Annotated in this window: 17 protein-coding genes; 2 read left to right on the top strand and 15 right to left on the bottom strand. The window is 54.6% G+C overall.

Annotation, left to right across the window (positions count from 1 at the left end; all coding sequences use genetic code 11):
* Nucleotides 1-14: 14 nt before the first annotated feature.
* Nucleotides 15-2,171: a phosphate acetyltransferase gene (gene pta, locus FFI90_RS06840; protein WP_144777110.1), complete on the top strand. Its 2,157-nt coding sequence runs from the start codon at nt 15-17 to the stop codon at nt 2,169-2,171.
* A gap of 27 nt (nt 2,172-2,198) precedes the next feature.
* Here pta and der read toward each other — a convergent pair whose 3' ends face one another.
* From der to trmJ, 13 genes are all read right to left on the bottom strand, one after another.
* A complete protein-coding gene (gene der / locus FFI90_RS06845) occupies nt 2,199-3,620 on the bottom strand; it encodes a ribosome biogenesis GTPase Der (protein WP_144777111.1) in 1,422 nt (473 codons plus the stop codon).
* Between the two features lie 61 nt (nt 3,621-3,681).
* Nucleotides 3,682-4,848 (bottom strand): outer membrane protein assembly factor BamB, encoded by a 1,167-nt coding sequence (gene bamB, locus FFI90_RS06850; protein WP_425463081.1) that lies wholly within the window; start codon nt 4,846-4,848, stop codon nt 3,682-3,684.
* Nucleotides 4,849-4,853: 5 nt separating this feature from the next.
* Nucleotides 4,854-5,519, bottom strand: coding sequence for a YfgM family protein (locus FFI90_RS06855; RefSeq protein ID WP_144777113.1), 666 nt, complete (start codon nt 5,517-5,519; stop codon nt 4,854-4,856).
* A 42-nt stretch (nt 5,520-5,561) separates the two neighbouring features.
* A complete protein-coding gene (hisS, locus tag FFI90_RS06860) occupies nt 5,562-6,842 on the bottom strand; it encodes a histidine--tRNA ligase (protein ID WP_144777114.1) in 1,281 nt (426 codons plus the stop codon).
* Nucleotides 6,843-6,892: 50 nt separating this feature from the next.
* Nucleotides 6,893-8,011, bottom strand: a complete 1,119-nt coding sequence (gene ispG / locus FFI90_RS06865; protein WP_144777115.1) for a flavodoxin-dependent (E)-4-hydroxy-3-methylbut-2-enyl-diphosphate synthase — start codon at nt 8,009-8,011, stop codon at nt 6,893-6,895.
* Between the two features lie 36 nt (nt 8,012-8,047).
* Nucleotides 8,048-9,061, bottom strand: coding sequence for a RodZ domain-containing protein (locus tag FFI90_RS06870; RefSeq protein ID WP_144777116.1), 1,014 nt, complete (start codon nt 9,059-9,061; stop codon nt 8,048-8,050).
* Nucleotides 9,051-9,851 carry a type IV pilus biogenesis/stability protein PilW gene (gene pilW, locus FFI90_RS06875; RefSeq protein WP_144777260.1) on the bottom strand — a complete coding sequence of 267 codons (801 nt, stop codon included), beginning with the start codon at nt 9,849-9,851 and terminating at the stop codon, nt 9,051-9,053. The genes FFI90_RS06870 and pilW overlap by 11 nt, the downstream gene beginning before the upstream one ends.
* Nucleotides 9,852-9,897: 46 nt before the next feature.
* Complete coding sequence (gene rlmN / locus FFI90_RS06880; protein ID WP_144777117.1) at nt 9,898-11,010, bottom strand: dual-specificity RNA methyltransferase RlmN; 1,113 nt, start codon at nt 11,008-11,010, stop codon at nt 9,898-9,900.
* Between the two features lie 62 nt (nt 11,011-11,072).
* The gene (gene ndk, locus FFI90_RS06885) at nt 11,073-11,501 is read right to left on the bottom strand and encodes a nucleoside-diphosphate kinase (protein ID WP_144777118.1); all 429 of its coding nucleotides are present in this window, start codon (nt 11,499-11,501) and stop codon (nt 11,073-11,075) included.
* Between the two features lie 82 nt (nt 11,502-11,583).
* Nucleotides 11,584-12,732, bottom strand: a complete 1,149-nt coding sequence (locus tag FFI90_RS06890) for an IscS subfamily cysteine desulfurase (protein WP_144777119.1) — start codon at nt 12,730-12,732, stop codon at nt 11,584-11,586.
* An 18-nt stretch (nt 12,733-12,750) separates the two neighbouring features.
* A complete protein-coding gene (gene iscR, locus FFI90_RS06895) occupies nt 12,751-13,248 on the bottom strand; it encodes a Fe-S cluster assembly transcriptional regulator IscR (protein WP_144777120.1) in 498 nt (165 codons plus the stop codon).
* 77 nt (nt 13,249-13,325) lie between these two features.
* On the bottom strand, nt 13,326-14,099 hold the full coding sequence (cysE, locus tag FFI90_RS06900; RefSeq protein ID WP_144777121.1) for a serine O-acetyltransferase: 774 nt from the start codon (nt 14,097-14,099) through the stop codon (nt 13,326-13,328).
* Nucleotides 14,092-14,961, bottom strand: coding sequence for a tRNA (cytosine(32)/uridine(32)-2'-O)-methyltransferase TrmJ (gene trmJ / locus FFI90_RS06905; RefSeq protein ID WP_144777122.1), 870 nt, complete (start codon nt 14,959-14,961; stop codon nt 14,092-14,094). The genes cysE and trmJ overlap by 8 nt, the downstream gene beginning before the upstream one ends.
* Nucleotides 14,962-15,145: 184 nt before the next feature.
* On the opposite strand from trmJ, the gene FFI90_RS06910 reads away from it, so the two are divergent.
* Nucleotides 15,146-15,946, top strand: a complete 801-nt coding sequence (locus tag FFI90_RS06910) for an inositol monophosphatase family protein (protein WP_144777123.1) — start codon at nt 15,146-15,148, stop codon at nt 15,944-15,946.
* A 106-nt stretch (nt 15,947-16,052) separates the two neighbouring features.
* Here FFI90_RS06910 and secF read toward each other — a convergent pair whose 3' ends face one another.
* The gene (gene secF, locus FFI90_RS06915; RefSeq protein ID WP_144777124.1) at nt 16,053-17,006 is read right to left on the bottom strand and encodes a protein translocase subunit SecF; all 954 of its coding nucleotides are present in this window, start codon (nt 17,004-17,006) and stop codon (nt 16,053-16,055) included.
* The gene (gene secD / locus FFI90_RS06920; protein WP_144777125.1) at nt 16,999-18,873 is read right to left on the bottom strand and encodes a protein translocase subunit SecD; all 1,875 of its coding nucleotides are present in this window, start codon (nt 18,871-18,873) and stop codon (nt 16,999-17,001) included. Before secD ends, secF begins: the two co-directional genes overlap by 8 nt.
* Nucleotides 18,874-18,922: the final 49 nt, after the last annotated feature.

Raw genomic sequence — 18,922 nt, forward strand, 5'->3', positions numbered from 1 at the left:
TCTGGAAACCCTTTATGGCCAAAAGCCTGTTTATTGCCCCGACATCCATGGATTCCGGGCTTACCTCTGTTTGTCTGGGCCTGTTACGCGCCATGGAGCGTGTGGGCATCAGTGTCGGATTCTACAAACCCTTTTGCCAGTCTGTTAACCGGGGGGAAGCGCAGCATAACAACGGCAAAGATTCATCCGTTACCTTTGTTCGCTCCCGCAGCCATTTGCAGCCACCCGATCCGATTCCTCTGAAAAAAGCACAGCAGTGGCTGAACCGTGGAAAATCCGACCTGCTGATGGAAACGGTGGTTGGTGAGTATCAGAAAGTCGCCAGAGATGTCGATGTCGTGATCATTGAGGGTCTTGTTCCCGATCGCAGTGAAGCTTACATAGCCCGGCTGAACGTGGAAGTGGCGCGCAACCTCGGATCCGATGTGGTACTGGTAAGCACGCCGGGCAAAATCTGCGCAACCGAACTGGACGAGGAGCTGGATTTCTCCGCACGTCTGTTTTCCGATGTGTCCGCGCAGGATGTCATTGCGGTTATTCTCAACAAAGTCGGCGAGCCCAAAAGGTCGGGGCTGGAGCCCTGCAGCAATATCAGCCAGACGGAATGTGAAACCATAGACTACCGGAGCGCCTGTAAAGTCTTCCGGGAAGGCCGCTTCCGGCTGCTCGCCGAAATCCCCTGGCAGTCCGATTTGCTGGCGCCCAGAGTATCCGATATCGCCCGGGAGCTTGATATTCCCGTGCTGCACGAAGGCCAGATGTACACTCGTCGGGTTCAGAAGGTCTCTGTCTGCGCCCGGTCAATCCGTAATATGACGGAAACCCTGAGCCCAGGCACACTGATGGTGACCCCCGGGGATCGCGAAGATATCATTGTGACGACTGCGGTTGCAGCCCTGAACGGTGTGCCCTTGGCTGGTCTCATGCTGACGGGTGGCCTCATGCCTGATCAGCGCGTTATTGACCTGTGCTCCCGTGCACTGCATACCGGTTTGCCGGTGCTGAGTTCGCACACTAATACCTATGAAACCGCCCGTATGCTGGCGAACCTTTCCACCGCGATCCCGACCGATGACCCGGACAGAATCGAGAAAGCCATGGAGACGGTAGCAACAAAAATCGATACCGGCTGGCTTCAGGAACACCTTCGCGTTGAGGTTCAGAGCCGCTTGTCGCCCCCGGCATTCCGCTACCAACTCTCTGAACGCGCACGTGCAGCTGACAAGCGCATCGTGCTCCCAGAGGGCAGCGAACCACGAACCGTTCAGGCTGCGATCATCTGCCACCAGCGCCAGCTTGCACGTTGTGCACTGATTGGCGACGAAAACGAAATCCGAAACGTTGCGGCCTCACAAGGCCTGGAACTTCCCGATGATATTGAAATCATTGATCCTGCCCGTGTGCGTAAAGACTATATCGCTCCGATGGTAGAGCTACGTAAGCACAAAGGTCTTACTCCGGATATGGCTGAAGCCATGCTCGAGGACAACGTGGTTATGGGTACCATGATGGTTGCTCTGGATGAAGCAGACGGACTTGTTTCCGGGGCCATCCACACCACCGCCAATACCGTGCGCCCTGCCCTGCAGCTGATCAAGACCCACGATCACGCCCGAGTTGTCTCCTCGGTTTTCTTTATGCTTCTGCCACAGCAGGTTCTGGTCTATGGTGATTGCGCGATCAACCCCGACCCCAACGCGGAAGAGCTCGCCGATATTGCCATACAAAGCGCCGAATCAGCGGAAGCCTTTGGTATTGAGCCTGTTGTAGCCATGATCAGCTATAGCACCGGCGAGTCCGGAAGCGGGCACGATGTGGAAAAGGTGCGGGAAGCAACCAGGATTGCCCGTGAACGCAGGCCAGACCTGCTCATTGACGGCCCGCTGCAATACGACGCTGCCGCCATCGAGAGCGTGGCAAGGAGCAAGGCTCCGAATAGCAAGGTGGCTGGTAAGGCGACTGTATTCATCTTCCCGGATCTCAACACCGGCAATACCACGTATAAGGCAGTTCAACGCAGTGCAAACGTGGTGAGTATCGGACCTATGCTTCAGGGCCTGAGAAAGCCCGTTAACGACCTGTCCCGGGGCGCCCTGGTAGAAGATATTGTGTTTACCATTGCATTGACAGCAGTACAGGCAAAACAGGTAGAGGATGCGGGGCTGGCCTGAGCAGCCCCGCTCAACAAGCGGGCGCTGTTAGCGTTTGAGACTCTTCTGCCGGGTCCTTTTCACTTTGCGCCCTGCTTTCAGATCATTATCCTGTTTGACTTTCTGGCGCGGCGTTTTTCGATCAACGTTACTGGCAAACGGGTTTTCACCGGAGCGGAACTCAAAGCGGATAGGCGAGCCAGTCACATTCAGCACCTTGCGAAACGTGTTTTCAAGATAGCGTTTGTAGGAGCCTGGCAAAGCATCTGTCTGGTTACCATGAACAACAATAACCGGCGGATTTGATCCACCCTGGTGGGCGTAACGAAGCTTGATCCTGCGCCCGCGAACCAGCGGCGGCTGGTGCTGCGCAATCGCATCCTCAAGTATGGCTGTCAGACGATTGGTCGGCCACTTGGCCATGGCGGATTCGTAACAGGCCTCGACCGACTCATACATAACGCCCACACCAGACCCGTGAAGTGCGGATATATAATGTTTGTCGGCGTAATCGAGAAAGTCCAGGCGGCGCTTTACCTGCTCTTTAACCTTGCCGCGGGCCTCCGGATCCATCCCGTCCCATTTATTAACCGCAATGACCAGCGACCGGCCTGCATCCAGAACAAAACCGATCAGGTGCAGATCCTGATCAACCAGACCCTGGCGCGCATCCAGTACCAAAATCACCACATGGGCATCATCGATAGCCTTCAGCGTTTTGATAATCGAAAACTTTTCAACAGCCTCATTGACGTTCTTGCGGCGGCGTATACCGGCTGTGTCAATCAGAGTGTATTGTTTTTCGTGGCGTTCATAAGGAATGTATACACTGTCGCGGGTGGTGCCAGGCATGTCGTAAACGATAACGCGATCTTCGCCCAGCATCCGGTTGACCAGTGTCGATTTACCAACATTGGGGCGACCCACAATGCCTATACGAATGCCCGGATACCGGTCCGCTTGATCGGCTTCAACGCGGTCTTCTTCGGAAGGTAACAACATTTCCAGCATCGAACGAATGCCACGGTTGTGAGATGCCGCAACCATAAAGACCGATTCAAATCCGAGGCTGTAGAAATCAGCTGCCGCGACATCGGGGTCCTGGCCATCAGTCTTGTTAACAACCAGATGGGCCTGTTTGCCCGACCGACGCAGGTGGTCGGCTATCTCCTTATCCCCCGCCATCAGCCCAGCGCGCCCATCGACCAAAAACAGAACGGTGTCTGCCTCTTCAACAGCCTGAAGGGCTTGCCGCGCCATTTCGGCATCCAGCCCTTCTTCTGTGCCGGTAAGTCCCCCGGTATCAATGACAATAAAACGCTGGTCTTCGTAGGTGCCCTCACCGTATTTACGATCCCGGGTCAGGCCAGGGAAATCCGCCACCAGCGCATCCCGGGATCGCGTCATCTGGTTGAATAGTGTCGACTTGCCAACATTTGGCCGACCGACAAGGGCAATTACTGGGGTCATAATGGTTCGCTATACAGTCGTTTTAGGCCCGGCTTCAGGCAGGGCGTTGAGGGTGTACCGATCAGTTCCGCTCCCTCAGTTTGAATACAGACAGTTTACCGCTGTTTCCGTAAACCATCAGGTTTCCGTTTGCCAAGCGTTGTAACGGAACACGGAGTCCGTCACTGTCGTAGTGTTTCTGGCCTACGAGGCTTCCGTCATCACCGGAAAGCACATGCAGATAACCTTCGTAATCGCCAATAATCAGATAGTTTTCGTAGACGGCGGGCTGAGTTAACTGGCGCCAGGACAAAGCGTCCTGAACCCATAGTTCTCTGCGGTCAGAGCCGCGGTACGCGACCACATTGCCGTTTGCAGAAGACAGGTAAATATTGCCTTCTCCAATCATTGGAGCATGCAGGCTGGATGCTTTACGGCTCCAGATTTCCTGGCCGGTACGGATATCAACGAGTGCGAGCTTGCCCTGATAACCTGAAACCATCACTGCAGAATCAAGAACCAACGGCTGGCCGGAGATATCTACCAACCGTTCAAGCTCTGTCCGCCCCTGAGGCTGCCCTACTTCATACTGCCAGAGAGGCTGGCCCACATCGGCTGACAACGCAATAAGCTTGCCATTCGAGAATGAAGCCAGCACAACGTCACCACCTACCAGTGGCGCTGCCGCCGTACGCAGGGAAAGCGCAGGCACTACACCATCGTACTGCCAGAGTTTGTCGCCGGTGGCAGCATCAAAAGCGAGCACCCGGCCATCAGTGGTCTGAGCCACCACCAACGCACCATTTGACTGGGGAGCTGCGAGGGCTTCCGTTGGCAGTTCTTTGCGCCAGAGCTCACCGCCGTCTTCACGTGAAAGCGCGACCAGGTCGGCCTCACGGGTAATAAGATAAAGCTGGGCCTGGTCGCCGCCAACGCCTGCGAAGATCCGGTCGTTCAGTTCCCGTTCCCATTGCTGCTTTCCGGTCTCGGCATCTACCGCCAACAATTCACCGTCAGCGGAAACCGCATACACAGTGCCACCGACATCCAATGGCGACAGGTACAGAAGGTCACCATCATGCCCGTCACCGACGGATTGGCTCCAGACTTTTTCGAATTCAACCGTACTGTCCACTTCCGGAACCGGCACAGGTTGTTCGAAGGTATCCGGGGTGCTGCATCCGGAAACGCCGAGTGCCGCCGTCAGAACGGAGAAAACGCCCGCCCGGACCAGTCTGCTGCCAGACAACCGCATCAGGCCTCCTCTCCAACACCGAGGTCAGAAAGTTTGAGTTCCAGAATACCGCTACGGCCTTGCTGGCTTTGTTCGCGGGCCGCCAGGTAAGCATCGCGCGCACCCTTTTCATCACCTAGGGCCAACAGAATATCGCCGCGTAACTCAGAGAAAATAGCTGCAAACGCGTCTGCACTCTCCAGGCTTCCTGCACCCTCAATCGTCGCCAGCGCATCTTCATGCCGCCCGGCAGAGAACTGGGCACGGGCCAGACGATTACGAACAACCAATGCCAGAGCCTCATGCTCACCCGCCTTTTCGAGCGCCCACTGGAGCGAGCCAATCGCTGCTTCGGAATCATTTTCCTCAACCAGTTGCTGGCGAGCCAGAATCAGATTGCCGTACACAGCGTAGGCGCTATCTGTGTAGTCCTCGCGCAGAGTGTTTGCGATAAAGGCCACTGTCTCACCAGAGGTGTCATCCGCCTCGTCGGCAAACGCATTCAACAGTGTTGCAAACTGATTGGCTGCTTCGGCTCGCTGCTGATCCTGATGGTTTTGCCAGGCCTGCCAGCCAAATACAATTGCCAAGGCGGCACCGATACCAATGAGCAGAGAACTGCCGTTCCGCTTCCACCAGTCTTTGATCGCCTGTACCTGTTCTTCTTCGGTGCGCAATTCCGCCATGTTGACTCCTGTAATGGTTTTTTACTTTTATGTTCGTTCGAATCAGTTCGCCAGGGCTTTGGTAAGCACCGTTGCCAGATCACTCTGCGCCACACTGCGCTGATCTTCTTGCGCGCGCAGCGGCTTTAGGCCCACCGTGGCATTCTCCAGCTCGTTCTCGCCCAGAATGACCGCGTAGCGAGCGCCACTTTTATCCGCCTTTTTCATCTGGCTTTTGAAACTGCCGCCACCGCAATGGCTGATAATCACACAGCCTTTTAACTCGCTGCGTAAATTCTCAGCAAGTGCCAACGCTGGTGCGACCGCAGCGTCACCCATGGCCGTTACGTAAACATCCGCATTGCCGTTGGCTTCTTCTGGCGCCAGCCCAAGAGTATCAAGGAGCAGAATGAGGCGCTCTAGCCCCATAGCAAAACCAACGGCTGTCGTCGGTTTGCCACCAAGTTGCTCTACCAGGCCATCGTAGCGTCCACCTGCACAGATGGTTCCCTGGGCACCAAGGCTATCGGTCACCCATTCAAAAACAGTTTTGCCGTAGTAGTCGAGGCCGCGAACAAGGGCCGGGTTAATCGTATAGGCGATTCCAGCCGCATCCAGCAATTCCTTGAGACGGTCAAAGTGCTCCCGGGAATCGGCATCAAGATAGTCTTCCAGGCGCGGCGCATCTGTAAGCAATTTGCGCGTGCCCGGGTCTTTACTGTCCAGAATTCGCAGCGGGTTGGTTTCAAGGCGCCGCTGGCTGTCTTCGTCAAGCTGGGCTTTGTATTGCCCCAGATAACCCACCAGAGCACCACGGAATTCTTTACGCGCCGCCGATGAACCAATGGAATTGATTTCAAGGCGTGCATGCGTGCCAAGACCCAGCTCTTGCCAGAGCCTCGCTGTAAGAATCAGCAGTTCCGCGTCAATATCCGGCCCCTGCATGCCAAAACATTCCACACCGATCTGATGAAACTGGCGGTAACGGCCCTTTTGCGGCCGCTCATGCCGGAACATCGGCCCGGTGTACCACAATCTGCGAGTCTGGTTGAACAGCAAACCGTGCTCTTCTGCGGCACGCACACATCCAGCGGTGCCTTCAGGTCGAAGTGTCAGGCTGTCACCATTGCGATCCTCAAAGGTGTACATTTCCTTTTCAACGATGTCCGTAACCTCACCGATGGAACGCTTGAACAGATCGGTCTGCTCCACCACCGGCATACGGATTTCCTGATAACCATATTGCCGCAACACTTTGCGCGCAGTGGATTCAACAAACTGCCACAGCGGTGTCTGCTCTGGCAGAATATCGTTCATCCCGCGTATTGCCTGAATCTTAGCCAATGTAAACCCTTAATTCTTTCTGGATAATCTTGCCTGACCGAGGTAAACGATCACTTGTCTGAACGCGCAATGATGGAATCTTCCTGTTCTTTTTTACGGGCGATCTCTTCACGAATCAGCCGTTCAAGGTCATCGGTAAGATTGGCGTTATCAAGCTTCTGGTTCGGCTTGCCTGCCCTGTAAAACAGGTTTTTCGGGCTTCCACCGGTCAGACCGATATCGGCCACTTTGGCTTCACCCGGTCCATTCACAATGCAACCAATAATGGCAACATCCAGAGCTTCATTTACATCTTCCAGCCGCACTTCCAGATCGTTCATGGTCTGGATCACATCAAAGTTCTGGCGTGAGCAGCTTGGGCAGGCAATAAAGTTGATACCCCGGCTACGCAAGCGCAGGCTCTTGAGGATATCAAAACCAACTTTGATTTCCTGAACCGGATCCGCGGCCAGAGAAACCCGGATGGTATCGCCGATGCCATCCATCAACAGCATACCGAGGCCAATGGACGACTTTACCGTGCCTGAGCGGAGCCCACCGGCTTCTGTGATGCCAAGATGGAGCGGCTGCTCAATCTGGGAGGCGATTTTACGATATGCGGCTACTGTCATAAAAACTTCTGAAGCTTTCAGGCTGACTTTGAAATCCTGAAAATCATGACGGTCCAGAATGTCGATGTGACGCATAGCGGACTCAACCAGCGCATCGGCAGTCGGCTCTCCATACTTGCGCTGGAGTTCCTTTTCCAAAGAGCCTGCGTTCACACCAATACGTATAGGTATATTGCGATCACGCGCCGCGCTGATCACGGCACTTACGCGGTCTTCACGGCCAATGTTGCCAGGATTGATACGCAAGCAGTCTACGCCCAGCTCAGCAACCCGGAGCGCAATCTTGTGGTCAAAGTGGATGTCTGCAACGAGGGGCACGGAAACACGATCGCGAATCTTCCCAAAGGCGTCTGCGGCTTCCATGGAAGGTACAGAGACTCTGACGATATCGGCACCAGCGTCCTGCAACGCGGCAATCTGGCCTACGGTTGCATCAACATCGCAGGTGTTGGTGTTGGTCATACTCTGCACTGCGATTGGCGCATCACCGCCAACGGGTACATTCCCGACCATAATCTGGCGGGATTTACGTCTGATGATCGGGGATTCGTGTTTCATTTGCTTGCGACCGAAATAGAGAAATACAAAAAATGATCAGATTGTCAGGGTAAATTCAGAGCGATTGTTCACCACCGGATAGTCACCGATATCTACAGGTTCACCCCGAAAGAGAATCGTTGCGACGGTATCTACGGCACCAATAACAACTTTCAAAGGTGCCTCTCCGGATACTTCGAGCCTCTCTCCCGCCCTTTTCAGGGAGCTTGCAAGCTGGTTTCCTGTCGCGTCCCGAACCTGTACCCAGCAATCGCCGGTAAAATCTATTTCCAGCGTGCCTGATACGGAGGCATTTTCGCGAATCGATGGGTCGGCCAACGCGGGCTCGGTGGACTGAGTGACAACGGGTATCCGGTCTTCTGCAATGTCATCCGTCAGAACAGGCTCCGGGTCCGAGGCTGCCAACTCTTCGTCAGACAACTGCCCCCCTACCGCTGGCTCCGCTGCAGCTGTGGCGGTATTATCGCGGGAAAAATCTCCTGCAGAGCCGTCAGCCACCGTTTCAGTTTCAGATCGATCGCCGCTCAAGCCAGATAAGTCATCCGCAGCCGCTGTTGAATCGGCTTCAGAAGCAGTGTGTTCTGGCTCAGACATTGTCGTAAGTGCAACACCGGCTTCTCCGGAGCTGAACTTCGGCAAAACGAAGGTTACAACCAGCGCCCCAATGAGCACGACCACTACAACCAGCAGAAGCAGTTTGCCCATTCTGCGCTTTCTGCGCCTGCGCCGTTCGATATCGATTAAGGGGTTAGCCTCCAGTTCAGCCGCTTTCTGCTGTCGTGCGGGCTCAAGCTCGCGATTCAAATCTGCAATAATTGCATCACCGCTGAGACCAACTTGCCTGGCGTAAGCTCGAACGTAGCCTTTAAGAAATAGCTCACTGTCGATCTGCCCATAGTCACCGTTCTCGATGGCCTGGATTATGCCGTTTCGCAAATGCTGCGCGCCCGCAATTTCGGAAACGCTCAATCCGTTCTTTTCTCTGGCTTTTTTCAGCTGCTGGCCGACGGTTTCAGTCGACACAGTCGGTTGGGATTCGTCACTTGTCATTAGAAATCAGCGCCTTGTATTGTTGATATTCGACTGACTCCGGGTATCTGTTCCTCAGTTGCAACACCATACTGGACTCCTGATTTCCATCGCCAAGATACCGCGCAATTCGGATGCCGGTTAACAAGCTCTCAGGGGAATGCACCAGACCGTCGCTTCTTTGCATCATCAGCAGCAGTCGATCGTAATAACGCGCAGCGCCGGCAACATCACCGGTTTCCACCATCACGCGGGCAAGTGAGAGCAGCGAACGAGCGTCGCCACGGGTCAGCTCAGAGGCGCGACGATACGAAACAAGAGCTTCGTCCAGCTCGCCGAGTCGTTCCTGAGTCATGCCCAGATTATAGAATACAGACCCGCGACCGTTGTAATCCGTGTCCCGGGAAGCCGCACGAAACTGGTCACGAGACTGCTCCATTCGCCCTTGGGAATAGAGAAACGCCCCGTAGTACACCCTGGCGCGGGTGTAGGCAGGGTTATTCGAAATTGCCTTTTTGAACGTCCTTTCTGCGAGCTCCGGCTCGCCGTCGGCGTTGTAGATCAACCCTAACGTGGCAAGAGCATGAGCATTCTCTGGTTCCAGTTCCAGCGCCCGATCCAGATGAACTCTTGCCCGCTCGATGTTGCCTTGTCCAATATAGGCAGTCGCCAGCTCAACGTAGTTTTCAACGGCTTTCTGGCGATCCGCTTCGCGTGAGAAACGGCTGTCTGTTGTGGTGACACACCCCGTGACGAAAAGAGCGACCAGCAAGGTTGCTGCAGCGGAAAAACGTATACCTACTGATTTCATGGCCACAGGGCGCATTCCTCGCTGTTTGGGCGTTGCAAGAGTCCGTTCAGGAATTCACCTGCTGAACACTGATGTATCTTTGGCTTCTTCGGGTTCGATCTTCTACCTGGCCAACCAATTGGCCGCAGGCGGCGTCAATGTCATCGCCCCGGGTCGTCCTGATGGTTGCGATATAACCAGCCTCGTTCAAAATAGCCTGAAAACGCCGGGTAGCGTTCATACTGGGCCGGCGGAAGTCGCTTTCAGGGAACGGATTGAAGGGAATAAGGTTGATCTTGCATGGGAGATCGCGCAGCAACTCAGCGAGTTCTCTGGCGTGCTCTGGCTTGTCATTCATGCCTTCAATGACCGTGTATTCAATGGTTGCCTTGCGCTTTTCGGGCAAACGACTGAAATAGCGTTTCGTTGCCGCCAGAAGTTCCGCAATCGGGTACTTCCTATTGAGCGGAACCAGCTTGTTCCTCAACTCATCATTGGGGGCATGCAGCGAAATGGCCAGTGAAACATCGGTAACTTCGGCAAGCTTATCAATGGCCGGAACAACGCCGGAGGTACTCAGCGTAACCCTGCGCTTGGAGATGCCATATGCGAGATCTTCCATCATCAGGTTCATCGCATCCACAACGTTGTCAAAGTTCATCAGAGGCTCTCCCATCCCCATCATGACAACGTTGGTAATTGGCCTGTCGGGGCCCGGTTCAAACGGCATGAATGCCTTTCTTGCAACCCATACCTGCCCGATAATTTCAGCAGCTGTCAGGTTTCGGTTGAAGCCGCGTTTGCCCGTTGAGCAGAATGTGCAGTCAAGGGTGCAGCCGATTTGTGACGATACACACAAGGTACCGCGCTCGCCGTCCGGGATCAGCACAGTTTCTACACTGTTGCCATTGTCCATGCGCATAACCCACTTACGGGTGCCGTCTTTCGACGTTTCGTCATACACAACTTCCGGGCCACGAATCACAGCCACCTGTTTGAGCTTATCCCTGAGGGATTTGCTCACATTAGTCATTTGATCGAAGTCATCCACGCCGCGCTGGTGCATCCATTGCAGCAACTGAGTGGCGCGAAAACGTTTCTCCCCCAGGGTCTCAAAGAAAGCCTCTAGCTTTGCCTTCGGCATTCCCAGCAGGTTGGTTTTTTCAGCGGCCGCTGTCATTTTATAACCTCGATCAGATAACCAATGCGAGGACTGCCGACGGCAGCCCTCGATCAACAGAATCAGCCGCGCGGGCAGATTTCGTTGTCATTGAAAAAATAGGCGATTTCACGCTCTGCAGAAGCTGCAGAATCAGAACCGTGAACCGCGTTCGCATCAATAGATGAAGCAAAATCGGCGCGAATTGTGCCGGCTTCAGCTTCTTTCGGGTTGGTAGCGCCCATCAGATCACGGTTTTTCAGAATGGCGCCCTCGCCTTCCAGAGCCTGAACAACAACAGGGCCGGACGTCATGAATGCGACCAGATAATTGAAGAACGGACGCTCTTTGTGTTCAGCATAAAAGCCTTCAGCCTGCTCTTGGGTCAGGTGCATCATGCGTGAAGCAACAATGCTCAGGCCGGCTTTCTCAAAACGGCTGTAAATTTCACCGATAACGTTTTTTGCAACGGCATCGGGCTTGATAATGGAAAGCGTGCGCTCGTTAGCCATGGTATTTCTCCTGCAGGGTTTAGGTTAATAAGATACGGGTAAATTTCAGGCCTGAGATTATACGCAGTCGAAGGCCCACTGCCTACCGCACTGCACGAAGGCGAGTAACAACATCAACAATTTGCGCACTGGCGAAGGCCATTTCTTCCTCAGTTGTATAACGCCCGATCGAAAACCGGAGTGCCCGATTAGCGAGGTCATCACTCAAGCCGATACCCCGGAGCACAAAAGAAGGCTCTACGGTGGCGGAGGCACACGCGGAACCAGAGGATAGCGCGAGATCCCGTAGCCCCAGCATCAGGGATTCCGCATCGACACCTTCAAACGACAAATTGATGATACCCGGCACGCGGTGGGTATCCGAGCCATTCAGAGTTACACCCGACAACCCCTGCAGCCCCTCGAGAAAAGATGATCGCAAACGCTCCAACACCGGCATCTCATCCTCCAGACAGGTCTCAGCAATCGAAAATGCCTTACCCATACCGGCGATCTGATGCGTCGGCAGAGTACCGGAACGCATACCGCGCTCATGGCCACCACCATGGATCTGCGCTTCTATACGCACGTCGGGCGAGCGCCTGACATACAGAGCGCCCACGCCTTTGGGCCCGTACACCTTATGACCAGAGAGCGACATGAGGTCCACTGGCATGGCCGTAACATCAATGGGCAACTTGCCAGCAGCTTGAGCCGCATCTACATGGAACATCACACCGCGATTGCGCAGCTCTTGGCCGATGGATGCTATATCGGTTACGCAACCCAGCTCGTTGTTCACAAGCATAAGGCTCACCAACAGTGTTTCCGGCTTGAGAGCCGCAAATACCTGGCCAGGCTGTATTCTGCCGTCACTGCCGGGTTTCAGCCAGGTAACCTCAGTGCCCCGCGCCTCCAGCCACTTAACGGTATCCACAACGGCCTTGTGCTCAATGGTTGAGGTTATGACATGCGCATTGTCCCGACCCGCAACCGCACCTTTAATAGCAAGGTTATCGGATTCTGTGGCGCCGGATGTCCAGATAATTTCGCGGGGATCGGCGTGAATCAGGCTCGCGACCTGGCCACGAGCCGACTCCACAGCCGCTTCCGCTTGCCAGCCAAAGCCATGAGAACGAGAGGCAGGGTTGCCAAAGAGGCCATCAAGAGTCAGATACTTGATCATTTCTTCAGCAACTGCGGGATCAACGGGTGTCGTCGCCGCATAATCGAGGTACACAGGCTTTTTCATAACATACAGAGACTTGATTCAGGCGGGCGCCTGATCGATCAGACGCTCGGTATTAATCGTGTCAGAGTCGCCATCAGCCTGACGGCGGTTCTGTCTGTCCGCAACCTGGCGGATTTCATGCCTTTTCATCAGGTCACCAAGGCTTATGCCGCTGAGAAACTGATGAATCTGATCGCTCAGATCAGACCAAAGATGGTGAGTCAGGCATTTTTCACCGTTCTGGCAATCACCCTTATTACCGCACCTTGTTGTGTCGAGGGATTCACTCACCGCATCAACAACATCTGCGATGTAAATATCGGCAGCACCGCGGCTCAGGCGATATCCGCCTCCAGGGCCACGGATACTCGCCACCAGCTGCTTGCGGCGAAGGCGAGAGAAAAGCTGCTCCAGATAGGAAAGCGAAATTTCCTGACGGGCTGAAATATCCGCAAGGGTTACCGGCCCCTGGCCCCCGTGAAGAGCAAGATCCAGCATTGCGGTGACGGCGTAACGGCCTTTGGTAGTCAACTTCATGGCATCAGCCCCGTGATGGGATTGAATCTCGATATCGGAGACCGAGTATGAATTGACCAAGTAATCCAGTCAAGTATTCAGCCCCGACCCTCGTTATCGTCACGCACGCAATCGAAATCGTCTTCGTCCAGAACAGGCAATTCCCCGTTCTGATATTCGCTGCTCACTTTACGCAGCGCTTTGCACATGAGTTCAATACGATCATCCACCGCATGCATGTGGTCCAGCAACGCTCGCACAGAGCGGGCAACAGGGTCTGGCATTTCCTCGGTCACGCCATAAGCATCGAACCCCATACGCTCTTCCATTAGCTTGCGACGAGCATCGTCTTCGGATTGCTGCTTCACGATAATGCGACCAGGAATGCCAACTACTGTTGCGCCGGCGGGAACCGTCTTGGTTACCACGGAATTTGAACCGATCTTCGCCCCCTCACCCACTTCGAAAGGCCCCAGTATCTTTGCGCCCGCACCGACAACAACGCCGTCACCAATCGTGGGGTGGCGCTTACCCTTGTTCCAGCTTGTTCCGCCGAGAGTCACACCCTGGTACAGCGTAACGTCGTCACCAATAACCGTTGTTTCACCAATGACCACACCCATACCGTGGTCAATGAAGAAGCGCCGGCCAATCGTCGCTCCCGGATGTATCTCAATACCGGTAAACCACCGTGCCAGCGTTGAAATAGTGCGCGCAAGCCATTTGAGCCCGGCATTCCAAAGCCAATGTGAAAAGCGGTGAATAAGCAGAGCATGGAGCCCCGGGTAATTTGTCAGTACCTCGAAGGTGTTCCTGGCAGCGGGGTCCCGGTGAAAAACGCTCTTTATATCTTCACGCAAATGCCTAAACATGGCCATCGTCCTGTCCAGTCGGCTCGGTGCCGGCCTGAGTTTGTTTTGTGGTCCCCTGAGCCTGAGCTCCGGCGGCTTTCTGTACCGCACTCAGAACCCCCCGGAGAATATTGATTTCCATCTGATCTAGCTTTGCCCGCTGAAAAAGCCGACGCAAACGAGACATCAACTGCCGTGGATTATCTCGACGATGAAAATCAACATCATACAACGTTTGCTCAAGGTGGCCGAAAAAGCCCTCGACATCCCCAACCTTGGCCGGCGGCACATCCCAACCCGCGTCTCCGGGAGCAAGCATCGGTCTTAGATAAGGGCTTCCTTCCCCGCCTTCAAGATTGCGAAGAAAAAGCATACGCAATTCGTAGCACATGATCTGAACTGCCATGGCCAGATTCAGCGAGCTGTAATCCGGGTTTGACGGAATATGAATATGATAGTGGCAACGGTGGAGCTCATCATTGCTCAGCCCGTGATTCTCCCGACCGAAAACCAGCGCTACCGGCCCGGCATAGCTGTGTTCAGCCGCAATGGCGGCTGCCTCCGGTGGCGGCACAACCGGCCAGGGCACCTTGCGTCCCCGGGCGCTGGTACCCATAACCATTACACAGTCTTCCAACGCTTTATCCAGAGTAGGGACTACCTGCGCCCGATCGAGTATGTCAGAGGCGCCGGCAGCGCGTGCATACGAGGCTTCGTCCGGAAACGAGTTCGGGTTGACCAACCATAAATTGGCTAGTCCCATGTTCTTCATGGCCCGGGCAACCGCACCAATATTGCCGGAATGAGAGGTCTCGACAAGAACTATCCGGATCTGATCCTGAAACGCGTCCGGCCCTTCCAGTGGCGGAGATGGTTTGTGCATTGGCTGCAGGCCCAAAGTTAAAATTTAAGGGCGGCAATGATAGCAGAAAGTACGCACATCCCGCGCCCCCGGAAAACCACTGATATCACGTTATCCGTGCTATTCCTGAGTCAAAAAACATACAAGGAGGGTGATCTTTTGCTATCATACTCGGCCTTCACACACCCGGATAACGATCACTCAGATGCAACCAGCTATTAAAATGGCCCTGCGCGTCGCGCGTCAAGGGTCGGATTACCTGAAAGCCCACTTCGAGCGCCAGGAGCCCACCGGAAAGGACGACAATGAACGTCGCCACCAGTTGGACCGGGTAGAGCAGTCTATTTATGACAATTTTGCCGAGCAGCTTGAAAAAGCCTACAAAGATCACACAATTGCGCCGCTGAACGAAGCAGACGCCGGAACCAGCGAGCGCAGCTGGCATATTTTCCCGGTAATGGGTCGTGAAAACTTCCTTCGGGGCATCCCGGAATTTGCACTGGCCCTGGCCCAAAAGAAAAATAACCGCATCGAAAACCTGCTTCTGGTGAACCCGGTTACAGGCGAGGAATATTCTGCCAGCCGTGGGCGCGGAGCCGCGCTGAACAGCCGCAGAGTGCGCGCATCAGACGTCAAGCACACAGAAAAAGCGGCCTTTGCAACGAATCTTCTGGACCAGGCCCGCAAGAGTGATAACCCATTGCTCTGGGGCGAGATGGCCGCAGTATTGGCGCAGAACTCCTCGATGTTCCGCACATCCGGCTGCGTGGTTCTAGACATTGCCCGTGTTTCTGCAGGGCTTCTGGATGCCGCAGTTATCTTCCGCCCTGAAACAGCAGATCTGGATCTCGGCGTAACCCTGGCCATGGAGTCAGGCGCACTTACCGGCGACTTCTCTGGCAATCCGTCGACAGGCAAAGCCCGTCAACTGGTCATTGCCAACCCGAAGCTGTTCCGGGAAGTTCTTAAAGTACTGCATCCCTTCCGTGGCCGACTACCCGGCTAATTGGAGCACCCGGTTCTAGCCGAAGTTTGATTCCGGGCACAAAAAAAACCGCCAACTGAAAAGTGGCGGTTTTTTTTGTGCCCGGAGATTAAACCCCGGTGCAGCATCACATACGGTTAAGCCATTCCGGTGGCTGCTCATCCTCTTCGGCGTCTGCTGCACCTTCTTTCGCGGGAACCATCAGATCCTCACGGGAAACACCCATCACCATCAACAGATTGGCGGATACATAGATGGACGAGTAGGTACCCACCACAACGCCGATAATCAATGCGAGAGCAAAGTTATTGATCGCCTCACCACCCAAAAAGTACAGAGCCAGCAAAACCACCAGTGTCGTACCCGAGGTATTTATGGTCCGTGCAATGGTCTGATGGATAGACTCATTGATAATATCCCAGGACTCGCCCACCCGCATTTTACGGAAATTCTCACGGATACGGTCAGCCACAACGATGGTGTCGTTCAGCGAGTAGCCGATAACGGCCAACAAGGCAGCCAGAACCGTCAGATCGAATGTCCACTGGAACAAGGCAAAAAGCCCGAGAACGATAATCACGTCGTGAGCCAAAGGCACCACGGACGCAATACCAAACTTGAACTGGAAGCGCATACCTACATAGATAAGCACAACCACAAGCGCGAGTAGCAGCCCAAGACCACTTTCCTCTTTAAGCTCGTCCCCGACCTGCGATCCCACAAACTCGGAACTTATCAGCTTCAGCTCGTCACCACTTGCCTCAAGAACACCGGTGATCTCCTGGGCCAGTTGATCATTGCCCGCTTCCGACAAACGCACCAGAACGATCGTATCGGCGCCAAAGTTCTGCACCACAAACTGATCGTACCCCGCCTCCGTCAACAGTGAGCGCACCTGATCCAGTTGCGGCGCCTGCGCATATTCCAGCTCAACGGACGTGCCGCCGGTAAAGTCCATACCAAAGTTGAGGCCCCGGATTCCCAGGAGCGCGATAGATGCGACCACCAGAAAAATAGAGATTGCGGAAGCAATCTTCCGGAAACCCATAAAATCAAACGCTTTCTTTTGATCATCAGACATTGGCGAGCTTTCCTCCGATCGACAGTTTCTCGACCCTGCGGCCGCCATAAACCATATTGACGATGCTCCGGCTAACCATCAGCCCGGAGAACATCGACGTCAGAATCCCGATACACAGCGTCACAGCAAAACCTTTTACAGGGCCGGTACCCATTGCGAAGAGAATAATAGCCACGAGCAATGTGGTTATATTGGCATCGAAGATGGACACAAACGCACGGGAATAACCGGCATTGATGGCAAGCTGCGGTGACACGCCCGATTTGAGCTCTTCTTTGATTCGTTCAAATATCAAGACGTTGGCATCTACTGCCATACCGACGGTTAACACGATACCGGCAATACCCGGCAACGTCAGCGTAGCTGAGAGAATGGACATACAGGCTATAAGAAGCATCAGGTTGATGGTCAGAGCGATATTCGCTACAACCCCGAACCCTCGGTAGTAAACCAGCATGTACAAAAGAACAAGAATAAAACCGAGCGCCACTGACATCATGCCGGCGTCGATGTTTTTCTGTCCCAGGCTCGGCCCGATGGTGCGTTCCTGTACAAAGTACATGGGCGCCGCCAGCGCACCGGCCCGCAGAAGCAGCGCAAGTTCTGATGCCTCCGGAATGGAGTCGAGCCCGGTTATACGGAAGCTGCTTCCCAGCGCCGACTGAACCGTCGCAAGGCTGATAATACCCTTCTCAACAATCCGTTTTTCTGTTTCCACCGGCTCGCCGTTGACCATTCTGGTCTCGGTTTCCGTGCGGAATTCGATAAACAGAACCGCCATACGGCGGCCGATGGCGTTGCGCGTGGCACGATTCATCAGGTCGCCGCCCACAGAGTCCATGGTAATGCTGACCTGTGGCTGGCCATTCTCGTCAAACGCCTGTTGTGCATTGGCAACATTATTACCGGTGGCAATAAGCTCACGCTCCAGGCGGGCAGTGCGCTGGCGCTCATCGCGGAAGCTGAACTGTTCGGTTTCACTTGCAGCCGCATCCTGACGCGCTTCCATACGGAATTCCAGGTTCGCCGTGGCGCCAAGAACCCGTTTGGCCTGGGCGGTATCCTGAACACCCGGAAGCTCAACAATAATCCGATCAGAACCCTGCTGCTGAACCAACGGCTCAGCAACACCAAGCTCATTTACACGATTACGGATGGTCGTAAGGTTCTGCTCAAGGGCATACTTCCGAATGGCACTTACCTCACCTTCAGATAAGGTAAGAACGATCTGAAACTCACTTGCAGTGGTTCTCTCGTCCAGCAAAAACTCGTTGTACTGACGCTTGATCAGAGAAAATGCTTCGGCACGCGATGCTTCATCGCGGAAACTCAGGACAATGTCCCGCGTTCCCTCTACATCACCGCCGCGATAGCGAATACGTTCGTCACGGAGTTCCTGCTTGATCTGGCCCGAGACCGCTTCCAGTCTTTGGCCAACGGCAGTATCCATATCCACTTCCAGCAGAAAGTGAACACCACCACGCAGGTCCAGACCGAGCTTCATCGGCCCGGCGCCCAGACTCTTCAGCCAGGACGGCGTCGACGGAGCCATATTGAGTGCAACAAGATAGTCTTTACCAAGAGCAGCCTGAACGGTGGGGCGGGCGCGCAACTGATCATCGGAACTGGTTAACCGTATAAGGGCATCCCGATCCTCAAGCATACTGCTTTTAACCGCAATACCATCCGATTCCAGCGCTTTGACGGCTCTCTCAAGCACGGCAGAATCAACCTCGGTGCTGCTACGGGCACCGGTGATTTGCACAGCGTAATCATCGGGGAACAGGTTGGGTAAAGCGTAGATAAACCCGATCGCGACCGCGATCAGGATAACCAGGTTTTTCCAAAGCGGGTACTTGTTCAGCATGGGATCCCTTGTAGCCGGCTCGGAGGCCGGCCTTGGTGTTTCAGCCAGG

The sequence above is a fragment of the Marinobacter maritimus genome, from assembly GCF_007671675.1.
Taxonomy (GTDB): domain Bacteria; phylum Pseudomonadota; class Gammaproteobacteria; order Pseudomonadales; family Oleiphilaceae; genus Marinobacter; species Marinobacter maritimus.

What these genes read in the sequence shown, in the direction of transcription:
- ndk (WP_144777118.1), bottom strand. Translation starts at nt 11,501, where the DNA reads ATGGCTAACGAGCGCACGCTTTCCATTATCAAGCCCGATGCCGTTGCA.
- FFI90_RS06910 (WP_144777123.1), top strand. Translation starts at nt 15,146, where the DNA reads ATGCAACCAGCTATTAAAATGGCCCTGCGCGTCGCGCGTCAAGGGTCG.
- FFI90_RS06855 (WP_144777113.1), bottom strand. Translation starts at nt 5,519, where the DNA reads ATGGCGGAATTGCGCACCGAAGAAGAACAGGTACAGGCGATCAAAGAC.
- secF (WP_144777124.1), bottom strand. Translation starts at nt 17,006, where the DNA reads ATGTCTGATGATCAAAAGAAAGCGTTTGATTTTATGGGTTTCCGGAAG.
- ispG (WP_144777115.1), bottom strand. Translation starts at nt 8,011, where the DNA reads ATGAAACACGAATCCCCGATCATCAGACGTAAATCCCGCCAGATTATG.
- pilW (WP_144777260.1), bottom strand. Translation starts at nt 9,851, where the DNA reads ATGAAATCAGTAGGTATACGTTTTTCCGCTGCAGCAACCTTGCTGGTC.
- iscR (WP_144777120.1), bottom strand. Translation starts at nt 13,248, where the DNA reads ATGAAGTTGACTACCAAAGGCCGTTACGCCGTCACCGCAATGCTGGAT.
- pta (WP_144777110.1), top strand. Translation starts at nt 15, where the DNA reads ATGGCCAAAAGCCTGTTTATTGCCCCGACATCCATGGATTCCGGGCTT.
- FFI90_RS06890 (WP_144777119.1), bottom strand. Translation starts at nt 12,732, where the DNA reads ATGAAAAAGCCTGTGTACCTCGATTATGCGGCGACGACACCCGTTGAT.
- der (WP_144777111.1), bottom strand. Translation starts at nt 3,620, where the DNA reads ATGACCCCAGTAATTGCCCTTGTCGGTCGGCCAAATGTTGGCAAGTCG.
- FFI90_RS06870 (WP_144777116.1), bottom strand. Translation starts at nt 9,061, where the DNA reads ATGACAAGTGACGAATCCCAACCGACTGTGTCGACTGAAACCGTCGGC.
- rlmN (WP_144777117.1), bottom strand. Translation starts at nt 11,010, where the DNA reads ATGACAGCGGCCGCTGAAAAAACCAACCTGCTGGGAATGCCGAAGGCA.
- secD (WP_144777125.1), bottom strand. Translation starts at nt 18,873, where the DNA reads ATGCTGAACAAGTACCCGCTTTGGAAAAACCTGGTTATCCTGATCGCG.
- trmJ (WP_144777122.1), bottom strand. Translation starts at nt 14,961, where the DNA reads ATGCACAAACCATCTCCGCCACTGGAAGGGCCGGACGCGTTTCAGGAT.
- cysE (WP_144777121.1), bottom strand. Translation starts at nt 14,099, where the DNA reads ATGTTTAGGCATTTGCGTGAAGATATAAAGAGCGTTTTTCACCGGGAC.